The organism is Lysinibacillus sp. NPDC094403, from assembly GCF_050278745.1.
Classification (GTDB): Bacteria; Bacillota; Bacilli; order Bacillales_A; family Planococcaceae; genus Lysinibacillus.
In genome coordinates, this window is the sequence record NZ_JBNNTL010000006.1 from 130991 (window position 1) to 155871 (window position 24881).

The 24881-nt window shown below is 35.3% G+C and carries 21 protein-coding genes and 1 pseudogene; 3 read left to right on the forward strand and 19 right to left on the reverse strand.

Features of this window, described 5'->3' with window-relative positions; all coding sequences use genetic code 11:
• Positions 1–12 precede the first annotated feature (12 nt).
• A complete protein-coding gene (locus tag ACQKMV_RS11930; protein ID WP_427423951.1) occupies positions 13–633 on the reverse strand; it encodes a DUF47 domain-containing protein in 621 nt (206 codons plus the stop codon).
• 433 nt (positions 634–1066) lie between these two features.
• Between ACQKMV_RS11930 and ACQKMV_RS11935 the strand changes: the two are divergent.
• Together ACQKMV_RS11935 and nhaC are read left to right on the forward strand one after the other, a co-directional pair.
• Positions 1067–1624 (forward strand): annotated as a pseudogene (locus tag ACQKMV_RS11935) (sulfite exporter TauE/SafE family protein).
• A 235-nt stretch (positions 1625–1859) separates the two neighbouring features.
• Positions 1860–3242, forward strand: a complete 1383-nt coding sequence (gene nhaC, locus ACQKMV_RS11940) for a Na+/H+ antiporter NhaC (protein ID WP_427504138.1) — start codon at positions 1860–1862, stop codon at positions 3240–3242.
• Positions 3243–3670: 428 nt separating this feature from the next.
• Here nhaC and ACQKMV_RS11945 read toward each other — a convergent pair whose 3' ends face one another.
• The 14 genes from ACQKMV_RS11945 to ACQKMV_RS12010 form a co-directional block, all read right to left on the reverse strand.
• Entirely contained in the window at positions 3671–4378 is a 708-nt protein-coding gene (locus ACQKMV_RS11945) for a response regulator (RefSeq protein ID WP_427504139.1), read from the reverse strand.
• Positions 4375–5976: a DcuS/MalK family sensor histidine kinase gene (dcuS, locus tag ACQKMV_RS11950; RefSeq protein WP_427504140.1), complete on the reverse strand. Its 1602-nt coding sequence runs from the start codon at positions 5974–5976 to the stop codon at positions 4375–4377. Before dcuS ends, ACQKMV_RS11945 begins: the two co-directional genes overlap by 4 nt.
• Before the next feature lie 261 nt (positions 5977–6237).
• On the reverse strand, positions 6238–7947 hold the full coding sequence (locus ACQKMV_RS11955) for an NAD-dependent malic enzyme (RefSeq protein WP_427504141.1): 1710 nt from the start codon (positions 7945–7947) through the stop codon (positions 6238–6240).
• A gap of 183 nt (positions 7948–8130) precedes the next feature.
• Positions 8131–9099, reverse strand: a complete 969-nt coding sequence (locus ACQKMV_RS11960) for a 2-keto-3-deoxygluconate permease (RefSeq protein ID WP_427504143.1) — start codon at positions 9097–9099, stop codon at positions 8131–8133.
• 743 nt (positions 9100–9842) lie between these two features.
• Complete coding sequence (locus ACQKMV_RS11965) at positions 9843–10823, reverse strand: LCP family protein (protein WP_427504144.1); 981 nt, start codon at positions 10821–10823, stop codon at positions 9843–9845.
• A 30-nt stretch (positions 10824–10853) separates the two neighbouring features.
• Positions 10854–11504 (reverse strand): DUF1232 domain-containing protein, encoded by a 651-nt coding sequence (locus ACQKMV_RS11970; protein ID WP_427504145.1) that lies wholly within the window; start codon positions 11502–11504, stop codon positions 10854–10856.
• A 216-nt stretch (positions 11505–11720) separates the two neighbouring features.
• Positions 11721–12353 carry a sporulation membrane protein YtaF gene (gene ytaF / locus ACQKMV_RS11975; protein WP_427504146.1) on the reverse strand — a complete coding sequence of 211 codons (633 nt, stop codon included), beginning with the start codon at positions 12351–12353 and terminating at the stop codon, positions 11721–11723.
• 355 nt (positions 12354–12708) lie between these two features.
• On the reverse strand, positions 12709–13938 hold the full coding sequence (locus ACQKMV_RS11980; protein WP_427504147.1) for a hypothetical protein: 1230 nt from the start codon (positions 13936–13938) through the stop codon (positions 12709–12711).
• Positions 13939–14137: 199 nt separating this feature from the next.
• Entirely contained in the window at positions 14138–16297 is a 2160-nt protein-coding gene (locus ACQKMV_RS11985; RefSeq protein ID WP_427504148.1) for an alkaline phosphatase PhoX, read from the reverse strand.
• A gap of 726 nt (positions 16298–17023) precedes the next feature.
• A complete protein-coding gene (locus tag ACQKMV_RS11990; RefSeq protein ID WP_427504150.1) occupies positions 17024–17602 on the reverse strand; it encodes a peroxiredoxin family protein in 579 nt (192 codons plus the stop codon).
• 175 nt (positions 17603–17777) lie between these two features.
• Positions 17778–19184 (reverse strand): nitrous oxide reductase accessory protein NosL, encoded by a 1407-nt coding sequence (locus ACQKMV_RS11995; RefSeq protein WP_427504152.1) that lies wholly within the window; start codon positions 19182–19184, stop codon positions 17778–17780.
• A gap of 42 nt (positions 19185–19226) precedes the next feature.
• A complete protein-coding gene (locus tag ACQKMV_RS12000; RefSeq protein WP_427504153.1) occupies positions 19227–19715 on the reverse strand; it encodes a nitrous oxide reductase accessory protein NosL in 489 nt (162 codons plus the stop codon).
• 290 nt (positions 19716–20005) lie between these two features.
• Complete coding sequence (locus tag ACQKMV_RS12005) at positions 20006–20179, reverse strand: RNA polymerase sigma factor (protein WP_427504154.1); 174 nt, start codon at positions 20177–20179, stop codon at positions 20006–20008.
• 378 nt (positions 20180–20557) lie between these two features.
• Entirely contained in the window at positions 20558–21139 is a 582-nt protein-coding gene (locus ACQKMV_RS12010) for a hypothetical protein (RefSeq protein ID WP_427504156.1), read from the reverse strand.
• 539 nt (positions 21140–21678) lie between these two features.
• On the opposite strand from ACQKMV_RS12010, the gene ACQKMV_RS12015 reads away from it, so the two are divergent.
• A complete protein-coding gene (locus ACQKMV_RS12015; protein ID WP_427504158.1) occupies positions 21679–22437 on the forward strand; it encodes a methyltransferase domain-containing protein in 759 nt (252 codons plus the stop codon).
• A 79-nt stretch (positions 22438–22516) separates the two neighbouring features.
• Here ACQKMV_RS12015 and ACQKMV_RS12020 read toward each other — a convergent pair whose 3' ends face one another.
• The 4 genes from ACQKMV_RS12020 to ACQKMV_RS12035 form a co-directional block, all read right to left on the reverse strand.
• Positions 22517–22930 carry a GNAT family N-acetyltransferase gene (locus ACQKMV_RS12020; protein WP_427504273.1) on the reverse strand — a complete coding sequence of 138 codons (414 nt, stop codon included), beginning with the start codon at positions 22928–22930 and terminating at the stop codon, positions 22517–22519.
• A 248-nt stretch (positions 22931–23178) separates the two neighbouring features.
• Positions 23179–23787 (reverse strand): zf-HC2 domain-containing protein, encoded by a 609-nt coding sequence (locus ACQKMV_RS12025; RefSeq protein WP_427504274.1) that lies wholly within the window; start codon positions 23785–23787, stop codon positions 23179–23181.
• A complete protein-coding gene (locus ACQKMV_RS12030; RefSeq protein ID WP_427504159.1) occupies positions 23774–24289 on the reverse strand; it encodes an RNA polymerase sigma factor in 516 nt (171 codons plus the stop codon). Before ACQKMV_RS12030 ends, ACQKMV_RS12025 begins: the two co-directional genes overlap by 14 nt.
• Positions 24290–24463: 174 nt before the next feature.
• Positions 24464–24787, reverse strand: coding sequence for a YnfA family protein (locus ACQKMV_RS12035; RefSeq protein ID WP_053593001.1), 324 nt, complete (start codon positions 24785–24787; stop codon positions 24464–24466).
• Positions 24788–24881: the final 94 nt, after the last annotated feature.

The following is a 24881-nucleotide window of genomic DNA, read 5'->3' on the forward strand; positions in this document are numbered from 1 at the left end:
GTACACTCCATCTTACGCGTTACGCATAATTATTGTTTCAATTGTGTTTGCTACTGTTTGGCAGCTATCTGCAATATCTTCAAATTGTTCGTATATACTCTTGAACACGATGATACGCATTGGATCTTTTTCTTGAATAAATAATTGCTTCATAGACGAGCGGAATATTTCATCGCATTCACGCTCATAGTCCTTAATTTGAATAGCATGTTTACGCATTTCAACAAGCTTTTTACTATTTAATAGCTCCATTGCTTGGACCATTTCGTCTGTGCTTTTTGCAATAAATGTTAGAAATTGGCGCATTGGCTCTGTAACCTCTGTTAAATTATACATGTCAAAATGGGCAATACAGCCTTCCATACCATCAATGACATCATCTAATTTATTTGCAAGTGATAAAATATCCTCACGCTCGATAGGTGTCATAAATGATTTATTTAGCATGACGATAAGCTCGTGAATCAATTTATCTCCACTTGTTTCATATTGCTTCATTGTGCCTGCGATTTCTTTTAGAGCATCTATATCTTGAATACGTGCATTATGTGCATAGTAAATACCTTCTTTGACATTTTTAGAAATGTTTAATAATGCTTTGAAAAATGGATCTTGCTTGTTTGAGTTGAACATAGTGTTCCTCCTGTTGAATAAATATTGTCGATTTCTGCAATCATCATAACAAAAATTTCACATAAATCTACAGATTTTTAAACATAAACGAGTTGAATTTACAAAAATGTAATATTAAAATTGCCACAATTATTTTAAGGTGCATTTTCAAGTTGAAAACGTTGGAAACTCGATAACAAAAATTATCGATTTTTCTTTAAATATTACCGTTTTTTCTTTGATTTTTATAAAAATACTTGAAAAAACTTTTTTCTCTTCTGTTTTTTGATCGTTATAAATGTTAAGGAATTGTAAACGATATTTACATTAAAAGAGGAATACTCCATTGTCATTTATTACAATTCGCAGTACTAAGAGTAACTAACACATTATGCGTTAAAGAAGATTGTGAATATCATACATATGGACATCGATTTACTATATACCTGCACTTATGGCTGTTGGTTTACCCCCAAGTACAGCTATTGCCACAAACAAACTAACCAATACAATTAGCAATGGGACTAGCATGTTAACTTTTTTACGAGCGGGCAAGGTTGATCTAAAAAAAATAATACCTTTTATTTTTATTGGTTCGTTCATTGGAGCATACACCGTGCATCTCGTATCACCAGCTATTTTAAAACCTCTAATGCTTGTTATGCTCGTCCTCGTTACCACTTATACGGTTTTCGAGAAAAATTGGGGACAGTGACCTGAAGAGCGAACATCAAGTACTGTTATGAAAATAGCCTTTATTTGCGCTTTTGCTGCTGCTGGCTTTTATGATGGTTTCTTCGGACCTAACACTGGTTCTTTTTTTATTTTCATTTTATTAATGATGGGAGATGATTTCTTACAGGCTGCAGGTAATGCAAAGGCTTTTAATTTCACATCGAACTTAGCGGCACTTGCTATGTTTTTACTATTAGGAAAAGTTATTTTTTTATACGGTCTACCTATGGGCTTTGTCATGATTTTCGGTGCAATAATAGGTCAAAATTTGCGCTGAAACGGGGGACAAAGATGATGCGTATTATTTTCATAATGACTTGTACATTAATTGTTAAAAATGCATGGGATTATTTCAGTATTCATTAAGGTCCAGTTTCAAAAAATCACCAAGTGGAATAGTACCGATTTCATTGACATTATTTATCAGTCAATTGACAAAATTTATTTGCGTGCTATAATACTTTTGGGCTTCACCGCATTGAAGCGAAGAAGTAATTGTTAGGAGGATTAGCATGTTCCGAATTGAAGCAAAGAGTAACCCTCGATTTATTGAGGCAAGCTTTATAATAATAGTAATAATTGCCACGATGGCATACAGTATTGGGTATTTACAAGCAACACCCCATATACCTATTTTTCTTGTCATTTCACTTTTACTTGCTTATGGATTACTTAAAAAAGTTCCTTTCCGTGAGCTTGAATCTGGAATGATTGCTGGTGCAAGTGCTGGACTTGGGGCAGTTTTTATTTTCTTCTTTATTGGTATTTTAATTTCAAGCTGGATTATGGGCGGCACCATTCCAACGCTCATCTACTACGGTTTTTTAACAGTTTCACCAAACTTTTTCTTTGCGATCGTATTTTTGATTTGTAGTATTGTTGGTGTTTCAGTTGGTAGTTCTTTAACTACTGTTGCAACAGTGGGCGTTGCCTTTATGGGGATTGCTGGTGCAATGGACATCTCTTTAGCTATAACAGCTGGTGCGATTGTTTCTGGAGCTTTCTTTGGTGATAAAATGTCTCCACTATCGGATACAACAAATCTTGCATCTGGAACGGTTGGTGTAGATCTTTTCGAGCATATTAAAAATATGGGTTGGACAACGATTCCAGCTTTCGTGATCTCATTCGTCCTTTATGCAATTTTATCGCCAACAGGTGGAAATACTTCGTTTGAAACAGTTGAGCAATTTAAAGAGGGATTACTGTCAACTGGGCTTATTCATTGGTATACATTATTGCCAATTGTTGTGCTCGTTATTATGACTTTTTATAAAGCACCTGCACTTATCACACTTGCAGTCGTATCAATTATTGGCGTTGGGCTTGCCTACATACAAGAACCGATTGCACTATCGAATGTCTTTAAAATCCTTTTTGAAGGCTATAAATCTACTACGGGATATAAAGATGTAGATGCACTACTGTCTCGTGGTGGTATGAACAGTATGCTATCTACAATTGCCTTAGTCCTCTTAGCATTAACAATGGGTGGTCTATTATTTACGCTCGGCATTATACAAAGTATTTTAGCGAAGGTGGAAAGCTTCTTTAAAAATGCTGGCTCTGTTATTACGGGAGCTGCCATTACAGGAATAGGTGTCAACACATTAATTGGTGAGCAATATTTATCAATCCTACTAACTGGTGAAGCATTTAAAGCACAATTTGAGAAGGTAGGACTTGCCCCTAAAAATTTATCCCGTGTTATGGAGGACGCAGGTACTGTAGTCAATCCTCTTGTTCCATGGAGTGTTTGTGGTATGTTCATTGCTAGTGTACTAGATATACCAACAACAACTTACCTACCATTTACTTTCTTCTGTCTACTCGGACCAATTTTGACGATCATCTTTGGTTGGAGCGGTAAAACATTAACGAAGCTTGAAAAATAAGATAATAAGATTGGTAGCTGATGAATTCGTCAGCTACTTTTTTCTATCTCCCACCATATTTATGCGTTAAATTCATGAAGGAAGTATATATAGAAGAGTCGATTATACCTATGCTTCATTAACCAAACAACCACATTCAGCAGGTTTAATAGGTTATTTAATGAATTTATGTGTTTTATCTTACTATCCTCTGCTTTACTAATAGTAATAACTGGTTTTATTAGAGAAGGTATTGAATTGACCGAATTAAAGCAAAATTAGTTAGTCTAAGTCCGTGCAATTCCGAACTCAAACCAACCAATCAGCCACATATTAAAAACTCTAACATCAAGGGGTCACTACCGTCTAAGGCTTCCTCACTTCCCCTCTTTTCCTTTTAATGTTGTAAGAATTACATTTTCAAGAACATCCATAGGTTCCCCTTATTTTTACAGAAAGGTTTTTATTAAGTACTCTTTAATTTGGTTATATTCATGTTGGTAAACAGGCCTTCCAATGGTTCCATATATAACCTTGACATCAAGGATTCCTAAATCCTTTAAGAAGTTCAGATACTTTCTCGCAGAGACCCTTGAAATGCCCACAACATTTGCCACTTCTTCGGTGGAAAACGGCCCTTCTTTCAATTCCTGAACCGCTTCCCAGACTTGCTTTAAGGTATCTTTAGTCAACCCTTTTGGGAGCTCTTCAACTATTGCAGTCTCATCCCTGTGCAAAAAATAATTATCGAGCTCCTGCTGGCTGACCGCTTCCAGTTTACCTGTAAGCCGGGTCTTTTGCTGATAACTGACAAGAGCAGCGTTGAACCTTTCAAATTTAAAAGGCTTTATTAAATAATCGACAACGCCGTACCTTATTGCCCTCCTGATTCGTTCCAGATCCGATGCAGCTGAAATAATGATTACATCGATTTCAAGTTCATTTTGCCGGAGATACGCCAATAGCTCTAGGCCATGCCTACCCGGCATAAAAATATCCAGAAGTATAAGCTGTATTTCCTCCTTTCCGAGCAAATGGATAGCCTCATCGACTGAATTGGCTATTGCAGCCAAACGGAAGCCACCAATCTTTGAAAGGTATCGTTTATTGATTTCCGCCACCATAGGGTCGTCTTCGACAATCATTACATTGATCATGCCTCTTCATCCTCTGCTTTATAAGGTATATATACCGCAAAATTCGTTCCCTTTCCCGGCTTGGAAGAAATGATTAGGTCCCCTTCTAGTCTTTCAATAGCCTGAGCTAAAAGATATAGCCCGAGCCCACGGTTATCACCTTTTGTGGAGAAGCCTTTATCTAATATTTTATTTTGCATTGCTTTCGTCATTCCCATCCCTGTATCCTTAACCTCGATTGTTAAAATATCCTCTGCGTAATCGAGTTTTAAGTCAACTTTTTTGATAGGACTGTCCGCTATCGCTTCCATTGCATTATTGACGAGATTTCCAATAATCGTTATCAGGTCATTGGTGATTTCTTGGTTCAAAGGCTTGGGAAGCTTATTGGAGCAATCAAATGATAGTGATGCACCTGATTCTCTTGCAAAGCTTTGCTTGCCAATCAAAAATCCGGCTAGAACTGGATCTTGGACATTCTCGGTTACAAAACCTATTTCCGTTTCCCGGTGGTTAACCGTTTCACTCACATAGTTCGCAAGTGTATTATATTGCTCAGTACGGACAAGTCCAAGAATGACATGCAGCTTATTCATAAATTCATGGGCATGGGCACGTAGGGCATCCGCATAATTGCGTACACCTGTGAGCTGTTCGGCCAATAACTGAACTTCTGTTTTATCACGGAATGTAGCGATTGCTCCAACCGGCTGATTATCCACGACTACCGGTACCCTGTTTACTAAAATAGTAACCCCATGCAGATCCTGTTCCTGGTCAAACTCAGTTCCTCCAGACTTCAAAATATGGGTTAAACGGCTACTAGGTAAATAATCTTCTATTTTGAGTCCCATTGGATTCCCTTCTAGACCGGCTTTTTTAAAAAGCTTTCGGGCTGCCCTGTTTACAAGGGTAATTTTTCCTTCTTGGTCAATGGCTATAATGCCCTCACGGACAGACTGGAGCATGGAACTCCGCTCTTCAAGCAGCCTGGCAATAGCGAACGGCTCGAGTCCCAACAGGATTTTTTTGATAACCCTGGCCAAGCCCACTGCACCTGTTACCCCGATAAGTATTCCGATTAATGTCCCGATCACCATGCCCATCCGACCTTTATGTACAGCCTCCGTTACGTTTTCCAAAGAAATCCCTACAGCAACTGCGCCGACTTGTTTTCCCTGTGTATTCTTTATTGGGGTAAATGCCCGCATGGAGGGGCTGAGAATACCCTTTGAGATGGATATATACTCTTTCCCTTGAAGGACTGGCCCTTCATCTCCTCCCCTGAACTTCCTTCCCACTTCACCTGGATCCGGGTGGGAAAGTCGGATTCCTTTCATATCCATGACGACAACGAAGTTAACATGCGTTAAATCTTTTATTTGATTGGCAAAAGCTTGTACTTCTTTCGGATTTGTTTCTCCCTCAAGAGACCCAATCACTTGCGGGCTAACAGAAACCATCTTTGCAATATTGAGTGCCTTTTCTTTCTGTGTCTCTTCCACACTGGAGGTAATTCTCTTACTAATTAGCAAATCGGTTATACCAAGTGACAAAGCGAAGACAAGGCATACAAAAATAATAATGATGACTTGTAAACTAAATCTGCCCTTTTTCATAATCTCCTCCAGGTTATCTGCTTAATTATAGTATGAATAAGTTTTATCCATTACATTCATAGAGACCGCGAAGGAAGAACTTTGCAGTCTCAAAATTGCACCCGCCATGACTGGGGTAAGCAAGGTATGGTAAAGAATTAAAGATGGAGTCAACGTAAAACTATTGCTCCATCTTTACAAAAATGCCTGTCACTACCTGGAATACCGAAAGTTCGATTAATTACCAGGAGTACAGGCATTTTATTTAACTATTTAATATGCTTAGGAATTAATCTTTGTCCAAGTACCTACACTCTTAATTTCTTTATACTCAGGTTTCCACATAGAATCTTCAATAGTTTTTTCAACATCTTGAATATCTATTCTTGCAATTCCTTCGTGTATTGCAGCACGGGCTACTTCAATGGCTACGTATTTTGAGACTTCATGAAGCTTTTCAATAGATGGCAGTATAGATGCTCCAGGTTTACTTGTGTCTGACACTCTTGCAACCGCAGAAGCAGCTGCTGCAAACATTCCTTTTGAGATCACTTCAGCTTTTGCAGCAATCGCTCCCAAGCCTAGGCCTGGGAATACAAATGCGTTATTTGACTGCCCGATTTCATACGAAACACCTTTGTATTCTACATTGGCAAACGGGCTACCGGTTGCAATTAGAGCCTTGCCATCGGTCCACTTAATTAGGTTTTCTGGCACTGCTTCAGTCAGTGCCGTAGGGTTGGACATAGGCAAGATGATGGGACGCTCAACGTGCTTGGCCATTTCTTTAACAATTTCCTCAGTGAACGCGCTGGCTTGTCCTGAAGTACCAATCAGGATGGTTGGCTTCACTCTTTGAACTACTTCCGTTAATGAAATGTTCCCTTCCTCATTCATATCCCAGTTCTTAACTTCATCCATCTTTTTTGTATAAGGCTTCTGGAAGTAAAGAACATCTGGTGTTTCATCTGTTAGTAGACCCCGATAGTCTACAGCCCAGAAACGATCACAGGCTTCTTCTCTGGTAGACCCTTCTAGAACCATGGCATCTACCATTTGGTCTGCGATACCAATGCCGGCAGCTCCTGGTCCAAAGACAACAACGCGCTGGTCCTTCATGGATTCTCCTGTTACTTTCAAAGAAGACATAATAGCAGCAAGAGTAACAGCACCTGTCCCCTGGATGTCATCGTTGAAGGTAAGGATTTTGTCACCGTATTTGTCCAAGATTTTTCGCGCATTGACGTTGCCAAGGTCCTCCCAGTGAATGAGTACCTCTGGAAAGAACTTTCTTGCAGTCTGAACGAATAAATCAATGAATTGATCATAACGATGACCTCGGACACGTGCGAATTTGTTTCCGATATACATAGGATCTGCAATCAAAGCCTGATTGTTCGTGCCAACATCCATCACGATTGGCAGAACACGGCTTGGATCAATACCAGCTGCAGCCGTGTACACGGCAAGTTTACCAATCGCAATATTAATACCGCCTATCCCTTGGTCCCCGATACCAAGAATGCTTTCAGAGTCTGTAACGACGATTAAGTCGATACCATTTTTTTGCTTTCCTAGATTATAAAATGCCTTTTCAATGCTCTCAGGATCCTCAATAGAAAGATATAAGCCACCTGGTCGTCTGTAGCTTTGAGAGTATGACTGAATTGCATCACCGACAGTAGGAGTGTAGATGATAGGGAGCATTTCTGCCAGGTGTTCTTTCAAAAGACGATAAAACAAGACAACATTGCGGTTATATAAATCAAAAAGCAGCCCGTTTTTGAATAGATTCGTCGTCCGCATCGAATATTGTTCATAGACCCTATTAACCTGCTCATCAAGGGTTAGTACTTGTGGCGGTAACAGACCTTCAAGTCCAAGGTCTTCTCTTTCTTCTTTCGTAAAAGCTGTTCCTTTATTCAAAAAAGGATTAGAGAGAACTTCTTTTCCTTTTATTGTAGTTATAATAACATTATTAGGTATATTCATGGTGTTTCCTTCCTTCTATTTTAAAATAGAGCAACCATGCTAATAAAATTTTCCTTATCCCATTAGTTTTTTTAACTTAATGACCCTTTGTTGTAACTAAACAAAGCAGACAGTGAAACCGCTGACTGCTTTATCTTTGTTTCATTTTAATGGCCGGGATAACCGTAAATTTTTACTTTATTGTCATGTTGCCCTTGCAATTGATTCTTTAGCTTTTTTCTTTTCGGATCTTTTATATACATAATTAACAATAATCGGACAGAGTATTGCAGATATTACACATGCTGCTGCAACTTGTGCGGTAGCTGCTGGTGCTATGTGAGCTAAGGTTGGATCTGCAGCTGCAACAACAGCAGGTGTAGCTACAGCATTTCCTGCAGTTGATCCTGTTGCTAGACCAACTAGAGGATTTTCTTTAAATAACTTCAAAAGTAGGTAAGCTCCAATTCCAGTGAATGCAGCTATTAATCCTAGTAGTATGCCAGGACCTCCCGCTTTTATAATAGTTGAAAGATCCATCCCTGCACCTAATGGGAATGAGAAGAATGGGATTAATAATAATTTACTGCTTCCAAGGAACTTTCTCATATCAGGATCAATATTCCCTAAAATCATTCCTATTACTATTGGAATTAATACTCCTATAAGTGTTTGAAAAGGAATTGTAGCAAGGCCGGATGCACCTAATGCAACTAATGTGAAAAATGGACCATCTTTTAAAGAAAATACAGCATATGCGCCTACATCAGTTTCGTCACCATACGTTGAAGCAAGAGATGCATATAATCCACCATTAGCATTTAATAACGCTGCAAGGATTGCTAATGGTGATAATCCTAGTATTCCGGCAGGCCCAAAAATCATTGCTACAGTTATACCTATTCCAGCACCCACTATAAATTTTCCTGTTATTAATATTGCACCTTTTTTTATTGCCTTTGGTGCTAATTTGAAATTAATTTGTGAACCAATTAAAAACATAAAACATGCCAAAATAGTTGATGATGCTTCTTTACTGAATAATGCAGTTGTAAAACTTCCTATTTTTAAAATTTCCGGAAAAAATGTGTTCGTTAATACCCCTAAAAAAAGTGGGACAACCATCATTCCACCTGGAATTTTATCAAGCGTTTTCTTAATTGGAATTTGCATTTTTACCCCTCCTATAATCACGAACGAATCCATTATTTTATCAATTGCTCCATTAATTGCAGAAAGCGGTTCCAACTTTCTTGCATGTTGTACTATTTTTTAATCTCCCTTTGTTTTGTACCTGTCTATCATATTCGGGTGGAAACCGTTTTCATAGTTTATGAAAGTTAAATAATCCTTTTTGTAAATAAAAAAAGTAAGCAGCCATTATCATTAATCATCGAATTAGCAAAATGGCAACTCCCATAATCAAGGTAAGAACCATTGCATTTTTTTTAATTGACAATTGAACATCCCCGGTTCAATTCCCCCCAAAACCTTAGCTTTTTATTGTTGGAAGAGTTAATAGATGTGTTAAAAAGATTTCTTTGCATCTGGAATTTTAAGTGACTTTCCAATACTAAAAAAGACAATCCCCCGTATAATTGTGTAAGGTGAGATTGTCAAATTATGTTTAGTATTTGAGATTTGAAAATTGCCGTCTTCCATTTCTATATGACCAAAAACATGACTTAGGTTCGAAATTGGAGGAAGTTTAGTGGATTTGCTTGCACAAAAAAATGAAAGAATTTTTGTGATTTAGCGTTAATATGAGAAATTTCACGAACTAAAAGTACATATATAAATATCTCCAATATAAGATTGGAATGATGTAGCACTTTTCTCGAAAAGGAACCCATAAAATAAGAAAAGAGTATGTTTTGAAAAACTGTTCAAAACATACTCTAATTTTTTGCCCTTATTTAATTTGATGCCTTCGTTCCCTGGGATGAAACGTCATCTGTCTTCGTATTTTTTTCATGGTCCTTTGATGATAAAAACTCTTCTAATGCCTGTTTGTTCTTATCAAAGTCAATATTCAAGACGTCCCCTACATTTTCACGTTTGTCTTCAAAAGAACCTGCAACAGGAATTCGTAAAGTGTCCATACCTTTAGATTTTCCATTTACTATCCCTTTTGCAATTGTAAGGATTGTTTTATTATCAACATTTGTATCGATGTAGGAATCAGCAACGCCAAGTATTTTTGGTATATTCATTAAGCTTGAAACACCGATTTGCTCTTTAACCTTACCCAAAACCTCTTGCTGACGTTCTACTCGCCCAAAATCACTTAAACGATCGTGACGGAATCGCACATATCCTAATAACTCATTACCATGTAGAACTTGTTTTCCTGGATGTAATGTCATACCAATTCCATGGGACATTTCATATGGAATATCCACCTCAATCCCATCCGGTGCTAAAAGATCAACAATTTTAGGGAATCCTTTAAAATCCACGAGAGCGTAGTAATTAACATCAATATCAAAATTTTGCTTAATTGTTTTCCTTACAAGTTCAGGACCTCCCAAAGCAAATGCAGCATTTATTTTATTCATTCCGTGACCTGGGATGTCGACATACGAATCTCTCATAATAGAAATCAATTTTACGTCATTAGTCGCTTGATCATAATGTGCAATCATTAAAGTATCCGATCTACCATCCTCGTCTCTAGCATCGCTTCCCATTAATAGCACATTAATCTGACCAAATTGTACATCCGCACCTTCAAATGGGTCATACGCCTTTTCTTTATCTTTTAAATGACTATCTTCAGCCATAGCCAATCCACTTTTGTATTGATAAACCGAATAAATAATCCCTGCTACGAGTACTAATGCGAATGCTAAGAACAAATTTCTTAGCCATTTACGGCTCTTTTTGCTTCTTCTCATAAATATATCCACCTATCACTTAAGTCTAAGTTATTTTTTTAGTAATGACTTTGTAGTTAGTTGTACAGCTATTGCATCATCTAAATAACCAATGGGAAATAGATAATCCGGTATAACATCTACTGGAATAATAAAATATAATAATGTACTTCCGATTAAGGTTAGTTCAAAAAGTGTCCCTTTCTCAGATGCGAATTTCTCATACAACTCTTTTAACTTGCATATAAACGGGCCTATGCTTCCTACACTCTTAATTTTTTCATCAAAATCCTCAAGTATCGAATTTTTACCTTCTTCTGTTTGCGCATAGAGTCCATAGCTTTCTAATTTCTGTTCAACATTTGCCACCGAAAATTCATCATCGTAAACATTTGAAGACTTAAGAAAAGCTTGTATTGCGTCAACAGAAGTATGGATATCTGAATCTGTTTCTGACTCTTCTTGTCTCTGTTCAATTGGATATCCTGCTGCTTCAAAAAGATTGATTAAAGGAACTTCAAGACAGTCAGCAAATTTTTCTAAATGTTGTGGTGTCGCTTTTCTCTTATCATTTATTATTCGTGAGATCGTAGCTGTATCGATTCCAGTTTGTTCACTAAACTTCCGCATAGATAATGAACGTTCTTTCAATAACCGTCTCAGCAATAAACCAAGAGTATTACTGTTTCTCTGTTCAGCCAATTTCGATTCTCCCTTCTTACAGTGACTAACGTGACTTAACGCCGTTGTCTAAAATGAAATAATGAAATTATCATTCTCAAAAAGTATATTAATCCATTGACATTTTGTCAACAACATAATCGTCCGGAGGCTTAAGGTCATCACGATGTTGGTCACACACTAAAAAATAACTTAAAACTCTCATTCATCTCACCACCTATAGAGGTCAGAAAGAAGTTAAAAGAAAGCTGCAACAGCGACTATTAATAAAATTACTCCACTAATAATTGTTCCAAATTGCCCTAAAGTGAATGAACCGATTCGAACATCCGCTACTTTACTTCCTAACTTAACCCCTAACCAAACAGTAATAAAACTCCCAATTGCAGCAGTTAACGAGATGACAAACGGTGAAAGACCGAGTAAACCTGCACCTACCCCATTCGTAAGTGCATTCGCCGATAAGGCTATGCCGAGAAGTACAGCTTCTCCCCATCCAATTTCTCCAGACTTATTGAAATGTGCTTCCTCAGGATTTCTTAAAATATCTTGAACATTATTGGACTGCATTTCATTGTTACTATCCACTATTGAGGTCTCTTGTTTCCGCGGTTTAGCCAAAAGAATAATCCGAATTCCGATGATAAATAATAATAACGCTCCAATAATCACAGGAAGCATACCTGGAAGAATTTTAGAGAGCCAAACACCAAATGAAATGCCTCCCATACTCATTAGAAAACAAATGAACGAGATTAATATATTTTTATCAAATCTAACATTTATCTTCCGAATCCCATAAGAAAGTCCTACACCCAAATTATCGATACTGGATGAAAAAGTAAAAGCAATAATCATTAACCAATTCACTCAACCACACCCCTTATTTTTTTATATCTTATTATTTGTGTTGACAAATGTTGCCTATTTATCTGAAAAATGTTGACAAAAAAACAACAATATTTTGGTAATAGTATGTGAATTAATAAACATAAACTTAGAAAAAATTTCCTTTTAACCGTACGCGGGGTTGCTCTCCGTTCCGACTGGGTACTTTCTTACCTCCAGTCAATTGATTACAGATAATTTTTATGAGAAGAATAGAATTTGTTTAGCTGGGAGGGGGAGCCCTGCCAGCTAACTTCACATCTACTATAAAAAAAGTAGCACAAACCATGGTCTTGGTTTGTACTACTTTTAATAGTGCTGTAAGCTTCACCCTATTTCAATGTTTGATTACTTTTCTCAAAAATAGAAATACCCCATTCAGATCATGCTGCTCTTCCTCAAGCCCAATATAATCTCTGTTTCTTTGTGAGATAAACCTATACATTTCTCCATCCCATCTTAAATCTTTTACTTTCTCAGCAGTCCAATATGGATCAAAAATTGAAAATTCTCCTCCTCTAATATTGTAATGTGCCTTTTCCGCAAGTTCTTTGGCAAGCTTATAACCTGTTTCCCAAATTTCCGTATCTACATGTCTTTTAAAATGCCGAAAATCAATATTAAATTTCAAACCAAATTGATAAGGTGTTCTATATTGAATATCCTGCTGTCCATCTGCATCGATCCAGCCAATATGAATCCGTAAAGGCACTCCATAGACAGTTTGTAAATCAAATCGAAATGCTTTTTGGTTTGCAACATATTTCCCATTCCATCCAATCTCCAATATAAAGGAAAGTATCCGTTCATATGTGGGGATGACACCATCAGCAAGTAGTAGAGGGATTTTATCTGGAGTAGGCTTTACTTCATTTTTCTTCTGTATAAAGGAAATCCATGTTCCATGGCTCCAATGTCCCTCTTCAAAACTTGTAGATACTACTTTATTCTGTTCCAACACTACATCTGCAATCATTTTTTGAAAAGTTATATAGGCTCTTGCAGTAGAGTCACCTTTAGGTCGATTCTCCCAAATTCCCTGACCTGGTTCATTCGATAATACACACTGTATAATTTCCCCATTCATTATTTTCCGCATAGTTGTTTCATAAAGTGTAAGTCCTTCCTTATTATCCTTTTTTAAAGATGTAGCCCATTGACAAAATGCCTCTGACAGACTATTGGTACCTTCAAAAATAAATGACGGGAATAATGTTCCTGCACTTTCCTTTACTATATATCTTCTAGCCCCTAATACTATTTCTTGCTCCGTCCTTTTTCGTAATGACTTTGCATATAATCCTAGCTGATTTTCCCAAATGTTCGAATTCCATTCTTTGTTGCTGTTTAGCTTTGCCTCTATTAACCATACTTCTCCTCTTTCATCCGTTCCTATTAAATCAAGAATTCCTGAATTATAATTACCTTTTCCATCTGGAAGCAAAATCTCATGCCCCCATATAAAAAGTCTCATCTCTATCCCATTAATTACAAGTGGATTATCAAAAGTGAATTGAATAAATTTATTAACAAATTCTCTTTCAATCGCATATTCAGTAAGAATCATTATTTTCATTCCTTCTAACTATATTTTTCTATGTAAAATGTATTGATATGAACAACTTCTACTAAATAAACATATTTCCTTCTTTTGTTTTATCAATACAGTTTTATCTGATTTATGGAATGAGAAAAAGGGCTGTCACAAAGTCACTTTTATGACAGCCCTTTTCATTTTTTACATGCACAATAAATGTAAGTGTTTGTTATTTAGAAGCAACTATTATGACTGTTGGTTCAATTTCGTTTCCAGCTTTGTCTTTAGCCACAACAGTTAGGCTTGTGCCTGCTTTTTGGGCTTTAATCTTCACAGTGAATTTCCCTTTTGAATTTGCTTTTGCTTCCCCTAATAATGTTTTCCCGTTATAAACTTGTACAGTAGCATCTTCTTCAGTTGTACCTTTAACTGATTTAGATTTTGCTGTTACTTTATCTACTTTAGGAGCATTAGTTGCAGTGAAATCTGGCATGTTTGTTAAAGAAGGAAGACCAGAGATATAACCAATACCACCTGTTTTATTAATACCAATTTGTACGTCAACAGCTTTAAGTAATTCATCTTTATTAACAGCTGTAATTGACTTAGCCTCTAATTCATCACCAGGATGCTGGAAATTACTGAAAATGTATGGGAATCCATTGCGGTCATCAGCAGCAAATAATCCAGTTGATTCCGCTCCTGCTGGAACAGATAAGACACGATCTAATTTTTTCGTATCAACATTATATGCCCAAACGTAGTTATTTGTGTGAGCTCCACTATCTTCACCAATAAAGAGTGTTCTCATTGATTCAGAGTAACTTAAGTTATCTGGATTGGCTACTTTATCTACATTTGCAGTATTTCCAAATGAATCAGCTTCTTTTAAATCTTCACCAACAACTAATCCAGACATTGTAAGTGCTACATAAGAGCTATTAATAGACTTTCCTTCGCTATCCTTTTGACCATCTTGCAAATCTAATTGATAAGTTACACCAGCTTTAATTTTTGGTAATTGAATATGGTCTGCTGGGTCTTTTCCTGTTGAATCTTTTTCCATAGCCTTACTTTGATCGGAAATTGCGATATATACTTTTTTATCCTTTTCGTTTAGTGCTACACCTTCCATTTTGTTAAATTCTGTAGTCGCACCAAGCATGGCAGCGTAACGGCGAGTTTCTAAGAAGGCTGCTGCTTTTTCTTTGCCAGGTTTAAGTTTTAAATACTCAACTTTTCCTTCATTTGAGTATGTTTTAATAGCTGTAAAACCTTCTTTAGGCGCATCTGAAGTTTCAAAAATATCATTGAATGTAATACCACTATCAATAATATCTTTCACTTCTTTATCGGTTGCATGTCCTAAATTAATCCATTGTAAATCTCCTGAACCACCGTTTTCAGTACCAATTTGGTTAAATTTGGCTGCATATAATGTACCTGATGATAAATCTTTTGCTTGGTCAGCCACATACATAAACATTCCTGTATTACCGCCATCATCACCGTAAAAAACAGTTTTGTTATCAGGCATTACTTTCGCTAACTCATGAGAGAAGCGTCCTGTACCATAATGCTTTACAACTGATGTTTTCCCGTTCTTTTCTACTGTAATCTCAGGAGTGTACCCATAGAAATAAGGATTAGCCTTTGCTTTATCTCCAAAATAGAATTGAGAGAATGTTTCAACTTGACTTCTTACTTTCGAAGTTGGATCTAAGAAAAGTCGTGCATCTGGTTCGTACTCTTCAGAACCTAAATGTGTATTCCAAGGAGATAATGATCCATTACACGGAATCCAAAGTCCATTTACTGCTGAAAAATCAATTTTTTCTACTTTTACAGGTTTCAATTCACCTGTTTTATTGTCCTGTTCCAACTCAGTTAAAGACATAGATGCAGGAACTAAACCGTATGCTGATTTTCCAGCAGCATCAATGGTTTGATATTCATAATGTGTAACCATATAAAGTTTTCCATTAATAGGCATCATTAAGCTATTTGAATCCGGAGAATCGGAAACAAAGTATTTTCCGTCTGTGCTGCTTGGATCCTTAATTGGATTTCCTTTTACATCAATTGGTGTACCGGCAGGGATTTTTTCCCCTTTAACAGTTGCTACCTTATCTTCCGATTTAAATAGGTAGTTGTAGGACAACGGAAATGTTTTTACTTTTCCATTGCTATATTTCACATCAACTGTTGCGGTTGTATACGTTTTTACCATTTCTTCAATAGTAGACGGCGCTTTCATCCCATTAAATTTAACAGATTCGATTGTTATATTTTCCTGAGCCTTCACTGCAGACGGTGATAATGCTGGAACTGCAATAGCTAGAGCAAGTGCTAAGGTAGCACCTTTTTTCACAAGTTTGTTATTAATCATCTAATAATCCTCCTAGTAGATTCCTTTTGTACAATTCTATTAAACTATGTAAATGTTAATTTACTATTGATTTTATATTTAGTATTTATTAACATTTGAAGTTACTAGGGGCTCTTTTTGTAACATTTCATGAAGAGTAAGGCAAGATAATGAATTAAAAAGCTAGATTGAAGCTGATTATCATTCAAATTTATAACATCGTTTACCAAAAACAGCACCATCCACACGTAATGGAATGGTGCTGCATGCAGGAGATATCTATGCGTCTAGGGGCGGTAACCAAAACCGAGTATAGGCAACTGCTTCTTCGCCATTTTGTGTCGTTTTGGCATTAAACCAGCGTAGCAGCATTAGCACTGGCAAATATTCGGCTGTGCCGGTGATAACAATTATTTTAACAATAAATGGTATTATATCTTAAAATGAGGGATGTTTACTTTATCTATACTGTGGAAATAAAAAATGCCTCAGCCTGTTGTTTTTTTACAGGTTAGGGCATTTTTTTCAAGTTATTAATGCTTCTCTGCATGATAAGCAATTATTTGATTTTTTTAATATCCATGGTTTGGATAATAACGATTATAATCTATAGAGTTTTTAATTACATTTTTTCACAATATCAATACTCTACTTATGTATATATCTTAATTTTGGATTTTGGATTTTAGATTTTGGATTTTAGTTATGTTTATATTCAAAAAGTTCTTTTGTCCTTTATAATTTTTATTATTCAGCCTTGTTAATTAATTCTTTCATCAATGCCTCATTCATTGGACCTTCAATGATGTCAATCATGTTGCCTTTGGTATCAATCATATAGGTCGTTGGCAGCGTAAATACTTGATATTTACTACCTACAAACCCTTCTTCATCTAACAATACTTCAAAAGTTAGTCCATGTTCTTTCACAAATTGAGCAACCGCTTCTTCCCCTTTATCCTTATTTGTTACGTTAACCGCTAAAATTTCAATACCTTGATTTTTATACTCTTCATAAATCTTTTGCATATGCGGCACTTCTTCTTTACAAGGTGGACACCATGTTGCCCAAAAATTTAAAATTACCTTTTTTCCTACATAATCCGATAAACGTACTGTTTCACCTTTTAACGTTTTCAACTCAAAATCGGGTGCTACATACTCTACTTGATATGTAGTATCCTCTTTTTCATTAGTAGATGCTGATTCGGTTTTTTTAGCTGTTTCAGCTGTTTTCACAGTTTCTTTTTCATTACCAAGAACATTTATTGCAACTATCGTTAATAAACCCATGATAATAATAATGGAAATCAGATTCTTAACCACGAATGTAATACCTCCAATTTTGTAAATTAATAAGGAATAAATGATAAACAGATTGTTTCAACTAATGACACAAAGCGAAAACTCCTAACGTGATTTGTCTCAACAACAAATACGATACATGAGTTTTCGCTTTTCTATCCGTCGCAAATGGTATTTAAATTTTTGTTATTTAAAATTACTGCGCTACTTTATCAACCTCGTATTGATAATTCATTCCCTTATTATTCGTTTTCGTATATTCACTGATATTTTCTAATTTTTCAGCTACTACATTTTCTTTGCTAACACCTAGGTAGTTTGCTGCACTTGATAAATCTGTAAAGTGGAAAAGATTCCAACCCATGATTCCTTTGGCTGTTTCACTCTTATTAAATTTTACAGTTACTGCGTTTTCAACTGCAATCCAGTTATTTGAGCGCGGTGCTGTTGCACTGTAATCTCGAACATATTTATTAGTAAATGCTATACCATTTGCATGTTCTTGATGATACATACATCCAATTCTACAAAAATAATGTGTAGTACCTTCTTGGTCAATCGCTTTGGCAGAATACACTTTATTTGGGTCAGTGTTATGAAGATCCATACGACATACTTCACAATGTACACCCGCTTGTGTTACTTCTGTAAATTCAGAAATTCCATCGATTGTAATTGTTTTTACTGCTTTATTCCCCATTTTATCTTCAGCATACACTGTATAAACGCCATTTTTTAGTGCGATAATTTTATCCTTTTGATTCGCATTTTGTAATGGTGCTATTCTTGAACCCTTATCAACGAAGTATTCTACACCTTTATTTCCATATGCCCATTTTTGATCTTGAATCCCAGTATCATCAGTAGTTGAAACTTGTATTTTTTTACTTACTGCTGTTACATCACTTTCAGGTATTGAAAGTGTTATTACTGGTGTTGTCTTATCGATATTTGATATTGTGATTGATTTTGTTCTTTTATTACCATCATTGTCTAAAGCATAAACTGTATATGTTCCATTTTTACTTACTGTAAATGAGTTATCTGTCAATGTTGTGCCTACATTTGAAAATTTATTCGCTGGCTTTGTACCAATAGCCCATTTTATCAAGGTCACTTCCTTGTTATCTGTAACATCTACATTCACTGTAACATCTGTTTTCGTTGGCTTTGTTGTGCTCACATTCAATACAATACTTGGTGCTTCTTTATCATATTTTTCCCTCGCACTAGTTTTAATTGTATTTAGTTCAACCTTTTTTAACTTTACATTGTTTTTTGTTTTATAAGCGTTAATATATTGATCTGCATCTGCTTCTTTTGAGAAATAAATATTTTTTGAAGTATTAGTTTTAACAATCGTTACCGAATCTAACGCAACCCACTTTTTTGTACTATAATCCTGAACTTTTTTTGTTAGTGTAACTCCTTCATTTAATTCATCGTATAACAATGAAAATACATTCTTATAATAAACTACTTCTCCATTTTTAATAGCTTGGACATCTGTAGTTTTTGCAAATACAGTCGAATTTTGATTACCACTTAAAAATGCTACTAAAATTACACATACAAGCAATCCAAATCTTAAATATTTTCTCATTCTATATTTTCCTTCCTAAATCTATTGTATTTTTATATATACTTATTGATATTTCTCAATACTCTCTTTTCGAACAGTTTTAAACGGGACAATCTTTGTACCTGAATTTTTGGCTATATATTTCTTCGCATCAGCTTCTTTATCAAAATATATATAGCCATCGTCCATTGGTGAAGCTAGTGATGTTTTAACATAAGTCGCCTTTTCAGCTTGAACCCACTTCAATGTTTTGTAATCACGAACATACTTTTTATTTTTTGTTTTGTTTTTTTCTTCATCGTATAAAAGACAACCTATGTCATCGTAATAAACTACCTTCCCTTTCTTTTTAATTGCCTGCGCTGCAAAAACACCCATTTTATCTTTTTTTTGGTAAACAACCATGTTACAAAATGCGCAATTTGTATTATCAGGTACATCTTGTTCTAAACTAGACTTAGCTGCCTCAGCACTCATTTTGTGCTTATTGTCTATAAAACCTACAGAGATGATACTTAACAATATAATTCCTAATGCCAATAGTTTTTTCAATGTTTACAATCCCCTTTCAATTTCCAATAATACAGAATAAATGTGAAATAAGATGAAAGAAATTGTGAAATAATAGAAAAATTTCTTCAAAATAGAATTCCTCTTGATAAATTATTAAATATGGCACATTATCGTAATTTAGGATCGGCATTATAGAAATTCAACAATTTTACAGTTTGCTATAGTATAATAGCGAAAACTCACTTATCGTAATTGTTGTAGAGACAAATACTTTAGGAGTTTTCGCTTTGCGTTATCAGTTTATTAAATTTATTTTACAATTACCCTTTTTAAAAGAGCCAGGCCCGAATATCCTTTTTCCCATCAAATTGATGAATGGACTTCAATGCTTTAAAAAACGTTTCTTGCGTTATTTCTTCAGCAATATTTTCATCTACCGATAATGATTTCATATATAAGTACAAATCATGAAAATACGTTTGATAGATTTCCTCAAAGTCCATAGCTTTCACTCCCTTCACTTATATAACTATTGAACTTGTATTCCGTTACAAAAAATTTTCATTGCATAAAAAATAGACATATTCATTTTAACTGAATATGCCTGTCAAATTTCCGTAAGTTTATAATAAATATTATGTGCTTCTAACTGATTGAAAAAAGGAAAGTATTATGTGAGCTACCAAATCTAGCTACTACCTTTTTATACTTACACTTTATCTACAGAAAAGACATGATTTTTCTCAATGTTATCCTTCTGATTAAATAAAAAACTGATTCTTAACTATCTATAAGCTATGGAATCAATTCTCTTTTAGTTTACGTAGATAATTATATTTAAACCTTTTTAACTTTTCCAATGAAATGTTTACTTTGAATTGTTACTTTTCCTCTTGATCATCATTCTCACCCTCATTTATTGCACGACCGCCTCCACCAACCGCATGCTGTTGCTTCGTATTAGAACTTCCTATGGCTGAATTAGTTCCTCCCGTACTATCTAAACCGCTTCCGCTTGCTACCTGAGTAGCTGACGACTGTTTTTGACCCATATTTATCTGATTATTGATGATGATTACAATTTCTTCGTCACCATCCCAGTCTTTATGCTGTTCATGAGGTTCAGTCTGCTCCCCCTCCATACCGCTGTTTCTAGCTACCCCTTGTGCTCCCACACTTTGCTGTTGATCGGTATTCGAGGAATCTATTGCAGCATTACTACCAGCTGCACTATTTCTTCCTGCCCCACTTGCAATTTGCGTGGTATTAGGTGCACTAGTGAACTGATTATTTATAACAATTACAACTTTTAACTTATCCAATACAGGAGAATCAGTCCTAATTTCTTCTCCATCTTTTTTTACAATAATCCTTAATTTTTCATTTTTACTTTCCACACCGCTTTGTAATTCCTCGGAATTAGACCCATCATTACTATCTTTATGTCCTCGTTGATTTGACATTATACCACCTTCTTTTCAATTTAGAATAATATATCTTATTCGAAGAAGAAATTTAGATTTAGTCAAATACATTAATTTTACTAAAGTATTATTTGGATAATATCTTTGTGTATAGCATTCTACAAAAAACTCCCCATGGCGAGGTGTATGTCTAACCGCATTATCCAATAAATTGTTCACGTATCACTCCAATAACTGCGAATCATCAATGACAATTTGACGGAATTCTTTGGTTTATATCAATTTTTTTAGAACCTTGCTATCCAAAGAAACTTCTATTCTCTGCTTTACCACTATTCTGTTCTCATAAGGAGTTCATTCTTTTTATACGGCCAAACAACAAAAAAATACTTATTCCACTATTTGGGGAGGTGCTTTACTATTTTTCAAAAAAAACCTCACTTACTTATGATACGGTTCATCGAAACTAATGCTAAACTGACGTCCCTATATTCCAATGTGGAATCAAAACTGATGATTTTACGCATTTCTGTTCCATTAAACCCTCTGCTATGCTCAAACAAAGGAGATGAGGAACAATGACAACAATATGGAATGCCAATTTATATGATCAAAAGCATGACTTTGTTTCAAAATTTGGAGGGAGCTTAGTGGATTTGCTTGCACCACAAAAAAATGAAAGAATTTTAGATGTCGGATGTGGTACAGGTGATTTAGCCCATGAAATTGCAGCTCTTGGTGCCAATGTTCAAGGGATAGATGCCTCCCATGACATGATTATCGCTGCACAGCAAAAATACCCAGACATTACGTTTCAAACAATGGACACAACCGTACTTCGCATGACAAATCAATTCGATGCAGTCTTTTCAAATGCTGCCCTCCATTGGATGAAACTACAAGATGAAGTCATAAAAAACATCTATAGCGCACTTAAACAAGGTGGTCGTTTCGTCGCTGAGATGGGCGGACATGGTAATATCGCTTCTATTGTTTGGGCTCTTCAAAAAAGCATGGATGAATTAAAACTATCTTATATAGAGGAATTTTTCCCGTGGTATTTTCCAACTTTAGAAGAATATCAGTCGAAATTAGAAGATGCAGGTTTTACAGTTGAAAAGATTACGCTATATGAGCGCCCAACACTACTTCAAGGCGATACAGGGCTACGTAATTGGCTAGTAATGTTCAGTAATAATATGCTCCAGCATTTATCTGAATCTGAAAAAGAACAAATTTATGCAAAATGTGAAGAACTATTAAAGCCAAAGTTTTATCAGGATCATCAATGGGTTGCTGATTATTGCCGATTACGCTTTGTTGCTATAAAAAAATAACAGTCATTTTACACATGAAATCAAATAACGTGGCATATAAAAAACGCTTGGAAAATATCCAAGCGTTCTTTCTTTATATTTATTTGTTTGAAATTCCAGACTGCATTTCGTAATTTCTAACGAGCATCCCGTTAGATTTTATCATTCCAAACTTCTCATAATAAGGAACTAAGTCATCGTCGCAACACAAATCAACCATATAGATATCATCAAGTTCCTTTAACATTTGTTTGACTAATTCCATGCCAATACCTTTATTTTTATACTCCGGCAAAACTTCAAGGAACGGAATGTAGGCAGATAGAACCCCATCGCTAATCGCTGTTACAAATCCAACTACTTTATTAGAATTTTCTTCTATAGCAATGACTACTTTACTGCTGTTTTTTAATAGCTTTAAGTGAGTTTGTCGATTTGGTGGATTAGGCCAATCAACAAAGAAGCCATTTAACATATCAGATGAAATTCCATCAAGAGAATTTTTGTATATCAACATATATCACTCCTAATTTATCTACAATTTTTTAGGTAGATAATATATATCAAAAATAAAGTAACAAATTTGCGACCTCCAAACTTTTCTAGTCTATTAAAAGATATTCGATTCAAATTCTAAAAATCCTTCTTCTTTGTACTTTTGAATACATTTAAGAAATAAGGTTATATCCTACAAAAAAAGAACGTATATTTACGTTCTTCCATATTATTTAGAGAATTTGAAGGTTTTCAACTTTCTAGTTTTCAAACTACATTTATAAAAAATTGCCCTTTTTTAGCCTTTATTTCAAAAGAATATTTTATATTATTCTTTAGTCCATCCAATTTCACGCTTTTACCAGGGGATATCTTAAATTCATCTACTACAACATGGCCATTTTCATCCTTTATTCTTAAAATTACATCACTATTACTATTTGCATGATTAACGATTTCCTTGTTCCAAAAAATACTCTCGAACTTTAAATAATCCTTATCGTCAAAATATAATGTTGCCCACTCTTCTTTATCATCTGTTGAATTTACAGTAGCAGTACTCATCGGAAAAAAGATTTGATGTACAGCTCCCACTTCTTGAACAACTAGTGAGCCTATTATTGTGATAATAAAAGTAATCAAAATGGAAATTAAAACTTGAATACGACGCTTTTTATTAATTTTTTTAAATGGAGCTTTTGCTACCATTACTTCTTCTGGTAGCATATCATTTGTTGGCTTCTCCATCATTTCTAGATACAATCGACACTCTTCACAATGTTGTAAATGTTCCTCTACAACCCTAGTAGTATCTTCACTACAAATACCATCAATATAAGAGGGTAATAAATCCTTTATTATATTACAATTCATCATAATCACCTTGGATCCTTTCTACCAATTTTAATTTGGCTCGATAATAGGTTACCCTTGCCCAGTTCTCACTTTTATCGAATATCTCACCAATTTCCTTGAAACTAAGATTGACGGAATTTCTAAGTAAAAATATTTCACGATAAGGTTCTTTTAATAGATGAACTTCCCTATGTAATGAAATAAATGTATTTCGTTTTGAAAGCTGCACGTCTGGTAATTCCGCATTAGATGGAACATCCAACCCCATTTCCATCATTTGTTCTACACTCACATGACTATTCCGTTTTTCCCTTTTTAAATGGTTATAGTATGTATGCTTTGCAATTTGACATAACCAAACAGACATCTTACATTCACCGTTGTATCGGTCAATTGACTTCACAGCTTGATAAAAGGTTTCTTGCGTCAGTTCTTCAGCTAAATCGACATTAGTTGTTAAACAAATAAGAAACCGTTTTACTTCATCTGCATAAGATTTGTAAATTTCATTTAAATCCTCCACTTTCCTCCCTCCTCTCTCTAGCCTTTTAACGGTGGATACTTATATATAGATCTTAAAGAAGATTCGTTACAAAAATTTTTATTTTTTCCAATTAATTTTATTATTTAAAATAAAAAACCCTTCACAATCATGATTTTACTCAAATTGTGAAGGTTCATAAAAACATTCTACCCATCATGAACGAGGTATTAAAATTACCAAAACACCAATCAAACAAATGCCAGCTCCAACGAAATCCAAGATGTCTGGTTTTTTCCCGTCGATTCCCCAGCCCCATAAAATAGAAAGGACAATAAAGACACCACCATAGGCAGCGTAGACTCTTCCGAAGGTTGGGAAGGTCTGAAAAGTTGCGACAACTCCATATAAAGCCAACGCAATCCCGCCTATAATTCCCCAATAAAATGGTTTACCTTCTCTTAACCAAAGCCAAATTAAATAGCCGCCCCCAATTTCGCCAATACCTGCGAGGATAAATAATAATGTTGCACCGATCATTTTTTTCACTCTTTCTATATATGTTTGATTAAAAATTGCATTATCTGCTCTATTATACATAAAAGAACGTTACCATGAATGAAATCAAAAAAAC